The sequence below is a fragment of the Arthrobacter sp. Bz4 genome (assembly GCF_003075455.1).
Classification (GTDB): domain Bacteria; phylum Actinomycetota; class Actinomycetes; order Actinomycetales; family Micrococcaceae; genus Arthrobacter_D.
Genome location: NZ_QDAE01000036.1, coordinates 1 through 11,314 on the forward strand (window position 1 = coordinate 1; position 11,314 = coordinate 11,314).

Consider the following 11,314-nt stretch of genomic DNA (forward strand, 5'->3'; position numbering starts at 1 on the left):
TCATCTGGTAAAGACAGATTCTTCATACTGGATTGCAGGACGGGCGACCCAAACCTACGACGGTTCGCCCTGCGAAGAGTCGTGGGCAATCGAACCTACCTAGATAGGACTATCCCCGGCATAGCCGTTGCGTCCCCCAAGTTGCCGGTGGAACCTCATCGGAAAATGACAGAAGATCAGGACCCTTCAACGCGCGGCTAGACTATGCACGAAGCATCCGCCACCTGGATGAGCTGCGCTAGCGGCCACCGGTATAAAACAAGCGTGTAGAGAGGCCTCCTTTGGAGCTAAGAGATTATGTACGGGTCCTGCGGCGAAATTGGCTACTGATCACCGCATGCTCGCTCGTTGGGGTACTTATCGGAGCCGCTATTTCGCTCGCGCTGCGGCCGACCTACACGGCTGAAACAAAGCTGTTTGTCGCGCTTGATAATTCTGGGAGCGTGCAAGATCTCCAACAGGGAAACAGTTTCACGCAAGCACGAGTGCTCTCCTACGTCGAGACAGTCACTACTCCATTGGTGCTGCAACCGGTTATTGACAACCTCGACTTGGATGTCAGTCCTAGTGCTTTAGCAGATAACGTGACTGCAACGGCGGACATTAACACCGTGATTATCACAATCTCAGCGAACGACAACTCGCCGGTCCAAGCGGCGGCAATTGCACAGGCAACGGCGGACAGTCTGGTCGAATCAGTCGAGGTATTGGAAACCCCTACTGATGGAGGCAACTCGCCGGTAAAGCTTTCAGTCATCACACCTTCAGCGGCTCCCTCAGAGCCATCCGCGCCCAACACGCGGCTATTTGTTGCGCTTGGTCTACTTATCGGCCTGGCGAGCGGCGCAATTGCTTCAGTACTCCGCACAACACTAGATACGCGAGTGCGTGGCGAGTCCGACCTCCGCCGTGTGTCGGATGCCCCGCTGTTAGGCGGCATATCATTCGACTCCGATGCCACGAAAAAGCCTCTTCTGACACAAGCGGCTTCGCAGAGCCCCCGTGCCGAATCATTTCGCCAAATTCGAACCAACATGCAGTTTGCTCATGTGAGCCATTCTGCGAAGGCCGTGCTCATAACTTCTTCATTGCCAGGTGAAGGAAAAAGCACGACAGCCGTCAATCTCGCGATAGCAATCGCTCAGAGCGGCCAATCGGTGGCCCTAGTTGACGCGGATCTTCGAAGGCCGCGCGTCGACGAGTACCTCGGACTAGAGCGCAACGCTGGCCTGACAACGGCACTAATCGGGCGGGCTGATCTGGAGGATCTGCTGCAACCCTGGGGTAAAGATGAGCTATATGTTTTAACCTCGGGACAGATTCCTCCCAACCCCAGTGAGCTCCTTGGATCTGCCGCGATGAAAAAGCTCATCACGCAGTTGGAAGAGAACTTCGACTCGGTCATCATCGACGCACCCCCCTTGCTTCCGGTGACCGACGCTGCTGTACTAGCCCAGCAAGTGGGCGGAGTGGTACTTGTAGTCGGGTCATCCAAAGTGAGGTTGCCTGACCTAGAGAAATCTCTAAAGAACCTGGAAATGGTCGATGCCGATCTGCTAGGTGTGGTCATGAACCTACTGCCAGCAAAGGGACCGGACGCATATTCATATAGTTACTATTCATATACGTCATCCCAAGACTCTCATTTGTCGCCTGACGATGACGGAAGTCAACCCAAAATCACGGCATCAGCATCACGCGAATCTTTCGATGAAATTCTTGGGCTCCAGACCAAGCAAAACTCTCGTAGAACTTCTCGTTAGTAATGGCCCAGAAGGCATCAATAATGGATAGAGACAAACTGCCGTCTATGAGCGGCGACTGGATGAAGCGGTATCCACGAAAGTTGTCGGCTATCGATGCTATCGTTGTTCTGTGGGCCACCTCGGGGGCACTTCTCATCCGGTTTGGACTAATTGATGATGCCGACGCTGCACCAGTAACTACCTATGCGATATTCACAGTAGTGATTAGTGTCGCTTGGTGGGTGATGCTGGGTGCATGGGATTCGAGGGTTCCCAGGGTTCTCGGGTCTGGCGCGGAGGAGTACAGACGAGTATTTGCCGCGTCCCTATGGCTATTCGGTCTAGTCGCAATATTCTCGTATGCGTTTCGATATGATACAGCGCGCGGATATGTCGGACTCGCGCTTCCCGCGGGGGTCATAGGCCTCCTGGTTGCGAGGTGGATGGTTCGTCAGGCATTGTGCGCAGAAAGGCGGCGAGGCATGAGCTCCTCGCGGGTGCTGATCGTAGGTGGATCGAGCGCAGCGGACCATCTCATCACTTCTCTCAGACGAATGCCTCTTGCTGGCTATACACCAGTGGCTGCCCACATTACGGGTGCGAATCCTTCGTTAGAGATAAATCTGGATGTTCCTGTTGTTGGCAACGCACCCGACGTTCAATCAGTCATTGACGCACTGGATGCGTCTCGGGCAGATTCAGTGGCTATATCGGCGGGATCGAATATCGATCCCGGTGTTCTTCGACGCCTGGGTTGGGCTCTGGCTGCCAGGGAAACCCGATTGATCCTAGCGCCTGCCCTTACCGACGTCGCGGGACCTCGAATTCACACACAGCCTGTAGCAGGTTTACCCCTGGTTCATGTATCGACCCCGAAACTTACGGGTGCTTCGCGAGCGCTCAAGCGACTCTTCGATATAACCGGGAGTTCGGCACTGCTGATTTGTCTATCCCCATTGCTCCTCGCCGTGAGCATACTCGTCAAGTCGAGCAGCCCGGGACCGGTCTTTTATGCTCAGGAGCGCATTGGCATCAAAGGGGAGAAATTCCGCATGTACAAATTTCGCTCAATGATTGAAAAGGCTGATGACCAGCTGTCAACCTTGCTCGCCTCACAGGGGTCTTCAGGCAAGCCACTGTTCAAAGTAAATGATGATCCACGCATCACTTCTGTAGGGCGAGTGCTACGAAAGTATTCGCTGGATGAGCTCCCGCAGCTTATAAATGTACTTCGGGGGAGCATGAGCTTGGTTGGCCCACGACCTCAGCGGGCGGGCGAAGTAGCCCTCTACGATGATGATGCTCACCGAAGGCTCTATGTCAGCCCAGGCATGAGCGGCCTATGGCAGGTAAGTGGTCGCTCAAACCTATCGTGGGAAGAGTCCATTCAGCTCGATCTGTACTACGTAGAAAACTGGTCTCTGATCCAAGACATAGTGATCCTCTTCAAAACCTTTAAGGCAGTGTTTGCCAGCCAAGGCGCGGTTTAGAGCAAAACACTGCCCCGAATGTACCTCCGAGTAAGGACCCGCTTGTGACTCTGTCCGATGATGGTTCATCCCGCCCGGAAACGGGAAGTTATCGAAACGATCCAAATTCCGAACGCGAACCTTCCTCGCTGCCACACAGGCGGAAGAGACGCTTCGAACCCCGACGCATTTACTTCTGGCTTGGTATAGCGATACTTCTACTCACACTAGCCAGCAGCTGGCTAGTGTTTCGGGGACTTCAAATAAAGCACAACCTAGAATCGAGCATGGCGCTAGTCTCAACGCTGCAGGACCAAGTGATGGAGCAGGACACCCGAGGGGCCCGGGACACAATCGATGAGCTCGAAGTTAACACGTCAGCAGCGCGTAGTGCAGCTTCAGATCCCATATGGAAAGCTGCAGCATTTGTCCCATTCGTGGGGGCAAATTTTTCAGCTATAACTGAAGTGTCAGTATCAGCTGATGATGTGATCAGCCGCGCCGTGACACCTATGTGGAATAAAGTCGAGACCATGGACTGGGCTGCGCTCACTCCCGTCGACGGGCGGATAGACGTAGGCCCACTTCGCGAGGTTTCACCGACTCTCGCTTCAGCCTCAAACACGGTTGACCTGTCTTACGAGCGTCTACGATCGATTGATAGATCGACATTGGTTGCTCAGGTATCTGATCCTCTCGGAGATGCGGTCGACGCGCTCGGCGATGTGCGCGGCCCCTTGGCAAGCGCATCACGTGCCGCCCAGCTTCTGCCAGCAATGCTTGGAGATCAAGAACCTCGGAATTATCTCGTACTCATTCAGAACAGCGCCGAAATAAGGGCTACTGGCGGCATCCCAGGTGCGCTCGCAATTATTACGGCTGACGATGGTGGAATCAGCCTAACGAGCCAAGCCAGCTCGTCTGACATTGATCTGTTTGAACCGGCCCTCGAAACAGACTCCCAGCAGGAGGCCATCTATTCATTCCGCATGGGTGCTTATATTCAGAGCGTCAATCTGACCCCGGATTTCCCAACTGCTGCGGCGACAGCCAAAGAAATGTGGGAGCAACGACGAGGCGGACCTCCAATCGATGGAGTTATTGCCATAGATCCAGTAGTTCTGTCCAATATTCTTAGGGCTACCGGCCCAGTCGATCTTGGTGACTTTGCAAACCCGGCAGTGAGCTCTGCAGTGAGTGACGCGTCATTACCCTCATCCCTAACATCGGAGAACGTTCTATCCACCTTGCTTTCAGCTGTATACGCGCAGGTGAAAGAACCCGTCGTTCAGGATGCCTACTTCGCCGCGGTAGCTGCGAGGATCTTTGAAGCGATAGCCGCTGGGCAGGGTGACAGTGGCCAGCTTATTCGAGCCCTGATCACCAGTGCGGAACAAGATCGCTTATACCTATGGTCGAGCTTGGATGCAGAACAAAACCTCATCGCCACCAGCCGACTTTCCGGTGAGGTGACCGGAGCATCGGTTGGAGGCACATCTTTTGGTGTGTATTTCAATGATGGGACCGGTGCAAAGATGGATTACTACACACGTAGGACGGTTCAGCTTCAACAGCACTGCAATAATGAGGAAGGCTATTCTGAGTACACGGTGAGGGTTTCCCTAACTAACACTGCCCCGATAGACGCAGGCAACGTCCTCCCGCCCTACGTAACTGGAGGCGGTATATATGGGGTCGCTCCCGGCAACGTCCGCACAAACACCATCGCCTACGGTCCTACACAAGCGCTACTTCAGAGTGCCAGAATCGATGGGGAGAATGTTCCGCTAGGTGCGTTCCTGCACGGCCAGCGGCCCGTCGGGGTCCTCACTACCGAGATAGGTCCCGGTGAAACAGCGACTATTGAGATGGATTTCTCTCAGGTGGTTCAAGAGTCAGAGCCGTTTCTAAAGGTGACGCCTACGATCCAAGACAACTCTGAGGTTCGGCTTCCCGCTGAGTTGTGCCGGTAGCTTCGGAACAAGGCTTTGGATTAACACTGCGTTACATTAAGGATCAAACGCTCTGTTTTCTATTTTTGTCCGTGCCGACCTGATAGTTTCTAGGTAGCCTCCTCATCCAGAACCAGTAAGACACACACCGATGCGAGTAATTGGCGGTCAGTCCTATATGGTATTGGTAGTGAGGTCTGGGCGGTCGGTGATAGACAGTCCTTCCACTTCAAGCTTGACAAACATTCCATTGGGGAGACCGCTATGAAAAAAACCACCTCTGTCCTGGCTATTGCCGGGTTGCTCACCTTCGCTGGAGCCGGCGCCGCCCAGGCAATCGGCCCTATTACTGTTCCTGCATACGTTAGCAATCCAGCCGAAACAACTGTAAGCAGCGGAACCGTTGCACCGGGTGAAGCTGTTGTGTTCAGCTACACCGGTGGCGAATTCACCCCGGGTGAAATCGTTGACATCACCGCAACGCTCTCAGGCACACCATCAGCGTCGAGCGCAGGAGCAGGTGGATTCTCCGCGTCACGCGGCGGCCCCCTCGTTCTGAGCCGCGTGATCAACGCTGGCACAGCGACCGTCGACGCCAACGGAAACTTCTCTTCTTCAGTGGTCCTTCCTGAAGACGAGGGTGTCTATACTCTCACTGCGACAGGACGCGAGTCCGGCTTCACCGCAGTCTCGACTGTTGTTGTCGACGCTCAGTACGCAGTTGGCGGCGGCACAACTCCGGGTGGGACCACCGGGGGCACCGTCTCCGGCGGAACAACCGGCGGCACCACCACCGGGACCGCTGCAGCAGAAGGCGGCCTCGCCAACACTGGTATCGATTCCGCAATGCTCCTCTGGGGTGCTGCAGGCATCGGCGCTCTCGGCCTTGGCGCTGGTAGCATCTTCGTAGCACGTCGTCGCGCAGGCGCAGAAGCGTAACCTGCACTTCGCACAACAGAAAAGCCCGGTGAAATATACTCACCGGGCTTTTCTGTGCTCAAATTGGTTGACCGTTTTATAAACGAACTCCCACCATCAATCTCGAAGTACCAACTACCTTTCGATGACCTACAGACGGATCAGGGTGCCGATTGTCGGATCAGAAAGTTCCAAAATATCTGAGAACCAGGGAAAAATGACCCGGAACAGTAGAATCACGATGCCGGCAATGAGGGCAAGAGCGATGATGATTCGTGCCCACAAAGGACCCGGGAGATGCCTGAACAGCCAACCGTACATCGCCTTAGCCTTCTTCCAGTAGGGCAGCTACCTGGTCAGCAATCTCATCCGGTGCACCAGCTGAAAGTGGCTGCCACGAATCGAGCGTCGAGTACGCGATAATGCGCTCCTGCTCACCAAACATCGGATTGCAACTGGTCAGCGTCAAAATCCTCTCCTCGGGGACCGCATCGGGCTCTGTAGGCACTGGCAACAGCACATCCGCACGAGCAGGGAGCACGATCTCCGTGTTGCGATACACGTACGTGTAGAAGCCGTCAGCGGTTTGGACATAGATCTTGTCCCCTGGGACCAGGGTATGAATATTGTCCAGCACCGCACCGTAGGTTTGACGGTGCCCTGCGACCGCGAAGTTGCCCACCTCTCCCGGCATTCCGGATGATGGGTACCGCCCGAGGCCCAGAGTGTCCAGAACGTTCCTTCCTGTTCCCTCTGCCAGCGGCCGGGTGTAATCCTCTCCGAACCTCGGAATGTAGACGATCCCGAAGGTCTGGCCAGGAGCGGGGTCACCGGCCACTGGAATGGTCCCAAAGTCTTCGGGATCTTCCGAATCACCAAGGTTTTCCTCAGGATCCGCCGGCGCAGGTTCCTGGTCAGTTGGCGTCGTGGGGCTGATCTCCTGAATAAATTGGTTAACAGCCTGATCCTGGACCGCGTCTGCCTCCACCCCGGTCCACCAAAACTCCCACACGACGAAAAGCGCGGCCAATAGACCGAACGTCATCAGGAGTTCCCCGAAAACACCCAGGAAGGTGATCTTTCGGGCTTTGGTCTTGGGCCGCCGTCGCGCACGGCGCGGGGTGTCGCTACTATCCACGATCGCTACCTAAGAAGCAGAGCCCGTTCGTCAGTAGCGGTAGAACAGTGCTTGAAACAGCTCCATCACGAATGTAGGCCATGACGCAGTCCTCGCGGTTGCGCACTCCTGCCTGGATAGCGTCAGCGGCGAGTCCCGTGGGAGTGGTACTTGCCGAGATCTCAACCTCTTCTGGCGCAATGCCTTGGGCGACCAACGTGTCCCGAATCTGTTCGCGGCTCGGCTGGGAGGACGTCTTCGCTAGGCCACTGAGCGCTGCGTTGACGGTCGCTTGCAACGCTTCGGTGTCGGAAGTCGCTTCCACCTCACCTGTTTCGGGGACCGCAATGCCAGGGCTAGCGGAAGCCTGCACCGTAGGTTCTATCGCAGTGGATAACGAGGGATCGTCCGAGACCACTGGGGTAGTCACCGCCGGCCCAGTGCATCCGGTCAGCACCATAAGGCCGGTAGCGGCGATCAGAATCCTCCGGATTCGTCGAGGGTTCTGGGCTGCGGCGCTGTTGACTGCACGCGGCATCGCTTGACTCCCCTCGGCTTGCTGACGTTGAATCCCATCCTACCCGGGGTAATCGACACCAACCTGCACGCAACTTGGTGGTCAGGCGAGGACTTCCTGGCGTTTGCGAATCGCTTGGCCGTATTGGCGGACCGGCACTTCGACCAGTTCGTACAGCATGATTCCGAGGCCCGTCCCTAGTCCAATCGAGAGGGCGCCCTCGATGTCGGCGGGCAGGGTGAAGAACTCGCGAATGAATTTGGCGACTACGAAGTGCACCAGGTAGATGCTGTAGCTCGCCAGACCGAGCAGCGACACAACTCTCCATTGCGACACTGCGATGAACGGGCCCCGAAGGCGTCCGTTGCCGGGTAGCAGCCCGTACACGATGACAGCGCACGCGGCGATGCTTTGGACGGAGAAGCGCAGGGTATCCCTGAACCACTCATCGCGAATCAGGAGACTGACCAGATACAGCAGCACCGCGGCCACAAGAATGCTATCTCGCCCAAGGAGGGGCGATGCTGTCAGCAGCGATCCTTCGCGCGACTGCCAGTAGTGGTAGCCGATCGCGGTGAGCACCCCCATGGCGATCCCGTCCAGCCGCGTGTCAGAGCCGTAATAGATCCGATCGCCCATGTCGGGGAGTGATGCGAAGATCATCCGGCTGACCGTCGAGTACACCACCCCCAGGACTGCGAGGCCGGTGATCACCGCTCGCCAGTGGCGAGTTCGCACAGCCAACAGCCAAACAAGGGCAAACACAATGTAGAACTGCTCTTCGATGGACAGACTCCACACCACTTCGGTGCCAGGCAATACCTCGATGCTGTCGCCGCGGGCCTTGAGCCAGTTGAAGAGGAAGAATACCTGCGCTAGAAAGTCCGTCCACTGGATGTTCGCCCAGCGGGCGTGGATCAGTGTGGGCAGGATGATCGCGATGAGAAGCGGCGGCATGATCTTCAAAGCCCGGCGGAAGTAGAAACCGCTTGCGGAGAATCCTCCGGTCTTATCCCGTTCCTTGAGGAGGAGGTAGGTGATGATGAACCCGGAAATAGAAAAAAAGATCGTTACTCCGCTTCCCCCGGGTATCACTCCCCCATACCCGGCGTGGGCGATCACCACCAACATGACGGCGAAAGCCCGCATGGCGTCGATGTGTGCGTAACGGTTGGCAGCGTTCAACGGTACGGCAGGTGCCGACATGTGATCCCCCAGGTAATCGATTTCCCCGGACTGTACCGGGCGACTCCGCGAGTAGGCCACGGTTCTGCACAACTGAGATACCCCAAAACAGTCGATTCGCACCTACAGAACCAGCACCGCACACCTAGCGTCTTGTCTCAGGACGCAAAGAGGGGCCGGTGGTTTCCCACGGCCCCTCAGATCATCGTCTAGCAGCGTGAAATCAGGCTGTCTGCCCCTCGTGCTCGCCTTCGGCGATCTCTTCGATCATCTTGTCGTTGAACGCCGGTAGATCGTCAGGCGTACGGCTCGTGACGAAGCCCTGGTCGGTAACGACCTCTTCATCACTCCAGTTGGCCCCGGCGTTACGGAGGTCTGTCTGCAGCGTGTGATAGGACGTCATGTCCCGTCCGCCGACCACACCGGCTTCGATGAGCAGCCACGGCGCGTGGCAGATGGCCGCTACGGGCTTGTGCTGAGCGAAGAAAGCCTTCGCGAATGCCTGAGCGTCCTTGTCGACGCGCAGGTGATCCGCGTTGACTACTCCGCCTGGCAGAACCAGGGCGTGGAAGTCATCAGCGTTGGCATCAGCGACCGCAAGATCAATAGTGAAGGTATCGCCCTTGTCCGTGCCGTTGAAGCCCTGAAGAGTACCGGAGCCCGGAGCGACCAGTACGGGCTCTCCCCCGGCCTGCTTGACCGCTTCCCACGGGCTGGTGAGCTCAATCTGCTCAACGCCGTCGGTCAACAGAAACGCTACCTTTTTGCCTGAAATGTCATGAGTGGACATGCTTCCTCCTATGGTCAGAATGTCGAAGACTTACCCTTCAACACTAGGAATCCACGGAGTAATAAGCAACCTGACTAAACGTTTCGGGATAACAACCAGACTATCGCGTTATGCACCCCTGATGCGGCGGGCAGATCCCATTATCCAGGACTAAGGCCCGTCTATCGCGAACATCAGGCGGTGCATTCATGGCCATCATACCTACACATATTTTCTGTGGGCGCCGGATCGTGAGAGTGGACACCCGATAGAGAGTAGAGGCAAGGTGGGCATGCATCACGGGTTGATGTGCTGTGGCTGTCCAAAAATGTACATGAACCCATCCGATCCACCTCAGGCGCCGCTCAAAGCAGCCTGACACGAGGCCAGGCTTATGTGGTGCGCGGTACGATGAACCGAAGAATGCTCAGATGCATTCTTCGGTCTCGTATGGGGGTAAATCCTTGGCTATTGCTTCACTCCGCCGACAGCCTCGCAAGAGAACGGATCTCGCCACGAAGTCGAAACATTATCGACCGGATGTTCAAGGGTTGAGGGCGGTCGCCGTCGGCGTTGTCCTGCTCTATCATGCTGGCATGCCGTGGATGCCAGGAGGTTTTGTTGGCGTCGACGTGTTCTTCGTTATTTCCGGCTTTCTGATCACCGCGGGAATTGTCCGGGAACTTCAGCGCGACGGGAGGATCTCTCTCAAGCAGTTCTACATTCGGCGAATGGCACGAATCCTCCCTGCTGCAACACTCACCCTCATCGTGACTGTCGTCGCGACATGGTTGCTTCTACCGCCTACGCGATGGATCCAAGTCGGAATTGATGCTTTGGCCAGCGGGACCTACGTGGTGAATTGGCTGTTCGCGCAAAGTTCCGTTGACTACCTAGCTCAGGATCAAGCACCGAGCCCACTTCAGCATTTTTGGTCACTTGCGGTCGAAGAACAGTTTTACATCGTGTGGCCGCTCCTTCTCATGTTTGTGGGCTGGCTTAGCTTGACCCTAAATTTCCGTCTCCAGCGAGGGTTGCTGGCCGCGCTAGTTTTGGTTGCTGTGCCGTCGTTCATCTGGTCGATCTATTACACGGCGGAAAACCCTGGCGGAGCCTACTTCGTAACGACAACACGTATGTGGGAACTTGCGATTGGGGCAGGTCTCGCGATTTGGACTAGCAAAGCAGCGAAACCGTCGCGCCTCGCCGGGGGAATTCTCTCCTGGCTCGGACTGGCAGCCATTCTTACTGCAGCGATTCTCTACACCGAAGCAACCCCGTTTCCCAGCTACACCGCTCTTTTGCCAACCCTCGGAGCCGCTGCCGTCCTATGGGGAGGGAGTGCCGGGGGCAACCGCGGAGCGGGCCTAGTCTTGAACCGTTGGCCGATGGTTCAGGTAGGCGAAATCTCCTACAGCCTCTACTTGTGGCATTGGCCCATGCTGGTCATTATCGGGGCGCTCATCGGCGGCTACGATTCCACAGCCGGCCTGGTGATCATCCTGCTCGCCCTCATCCCTGCTTGGCTGAGTACCCAATATGTGGAGAAGCCAGCCCAAGATTGGATCCTCAACCTCAAGGGCTACTACTCCGGTGAATCCTCAAAACTCATGTTGGGCTTCACAGTCACACTGATCGGGCT

The 11,314-nt window shown here is 56.3% G+C and carries 10 protein-coding genes; 5 read left to right on the top strand and 5 right to left on the bottom strand.

Features of this window, described 5'->3' with window-relative positions; genetic code table 11:
* The first annotated feature begins 281 nt into the window (after window positions 1-281).
* The 4 genes from DDA93_RS15300 (at window position 282) to DDA93_RS15315 (ending at window position 6,105) form a co-directional block, all read left to right on the top strand.
* Window positions 282-1,763, top strand: coding sequence for a polysaccharide biosynthesis tyrosine autokinase (locus DDA93_RS15300; protein ID WP_116779226.1), 1,482 nt, complete (start codon window positions 282-284; stop codon window positions 1,761-1,763).
* Window positions 1,764-1,825: 62 nt separating this feature from the next.
* Window positions 1,826-3,235: a sugar transferase gene (locus DDA93_RS15305; protein ID WP_243400665.1), complete on the top strand. Its 1,410-nt coding sequence runs from the start codon at window positions 1,826-1,828 to the stop codon at window positions 3,233-3,235.
* A gap of 44 nt (window positions 3,236-3,279) precedes the next feature.
* The gene (locus DDA93_RS16915; RefSeq protein ID WP_243400662.1) at window positions 3,280-5,187 is read left to right on the top strand and encodes a DUF4012 domain-containing protein; all 1,908 of its coding nucleotides are present in this window, start codon (window positions 3,280-3,282) and stop codon (window positions 5,185-5,187) included.
* 243 nt (window positions 5,188-5,430) lie between these two features.
* Window positions 5,431-6,105, top strand: a complete 675-nt coding sequence (locus DDA93_RS15315; protein ID WP_116779227.1) for an LPXTG cell wall anchor domain-containing protein — start codon at window positions 5,431-5,433, stop codon at window positions 6,103-6,105.
* A 129-nt stretch (window positions 6,106-6,234) separates the two neighbouring features.
* Here the strand turns inward: DDA93_RS15315 and DDA93_RS16385 are convergent, their stop codons facing one another.
* The 5 genes from DDA93_RS16385 to DDA93_RS15335 all read right to left on the bottom strand — a co-directional run bounded on the left by DDA93_RS16385 (window position 6,235) and on the right by DDA93_RS15335 (window position 9,693).
* Complete coding sequence (locus tag DDA93_RS16385; protein ID WP_165802657.1) at window positions 6,235-6,405, bottom strand: hypothetical protein; 171 nt, start codon at window positions 6,403-6,405, stop codon at window positions 6,235-6,237.
* A gap of 4 nt (window positions 6,406-6,409) precedes the next feature.
* Complete coding sequence (locus DDA93_RS15320) at window positions 6,410-7,222, bottom strand: class E sortase (RefSeq protein WP_243400663.1); 813 nt, start codon at window positions 7,220-7,222, stop codon at window positions 6,410-6,412.
* Window positions 7,215-7,574: a hypothetical protein gene (locus DDA93_RS15325; RefSeq protein WP_243400664.1), complete on the bottom strand. Its 360-nt coding sequence runs from the start codon at window positions 7,572-7,574 to the stop codon at window positions 7,215-7,217. The genes DDA93_RS15320 and DDA93_RS15325 overlap by 8 nt, the downstream gene beginning before the upstream one ends.
* 246 nt (window positions 7,575-7,820) lie before the next feature.
* A complete protein-coding gene (locus tag DDA93_RS15330; RefSeq protein WP_116779228.1) occupies window positions 7,821-8,924 on the bottom strand; it encodes an acyltransferase in 1,104 nt (367 codons plus the stop codon).
* Between the two features lie 202 nt (window positions 8,925-9,126).
* On the bottom strand, window positions 9,127-9,693 hold the full coding sequence (locus DDA93_RS15335; protein ID WP_116779229.1) for a type 1 glutamine amidotransferase domain-containing protein: 567 nt from the start codon (window positions 9,691-9,693) through the stop codon (window positions 9,127-9,129).
* Between the two features lie 410 nt (window positions 9,694-10,103).
* Here DDA93_RS15335 and DDA93_RS15340 point away from each other — a divergent pair.
* Window positions 10,104-11,314, top strand: a 1,211-nt coding sequence (locus DDA93_RS15340) for an acyltransferase (protein ID WP_133185567.1), incomplete at its 3' end; no start/stop codon positions are given.

Bases quoted from the DNA above. Each gene is read 5' to 3' on its own strand.
- DDA93_RS15305 (WP_243400665.1), top strand. From the start codon at position 1,826: ATGAAGCGGTATCCACGAAAGTTGTCGGCTATCGATGCTATCGTTGTT.
- DDA93_RS15315 (WP_116779227.1), top strand. From the start codon at position 5,431: ATGAAAAAAACCACCTCTGTCCTGGCTATTGCCGGGTTGCTCACCTTC.
- DDA93_RS16385 (WP_165802657.1), bottom strand. From the start codon at position 6,405: ATGTACGGTTGGCTGTTCAGGCATCTCCCGGGTCCTTTGTGGGCACGA.
- DDA93_RS15330 (WP_116779228.1), bottom strand. From the start codon at position 8,924: ATGTCGGCACCTGCCGTACCGTTGAACGCTGCCAACCGTTACGCACAC.
- DDA93_RS15335 (WP_116779229.1), bottom strand. From the start codon at position 9,693: ATGTCCACTCATGACATTTCAGGCAAAAAGGTAGCGTTTCTGTTGACC.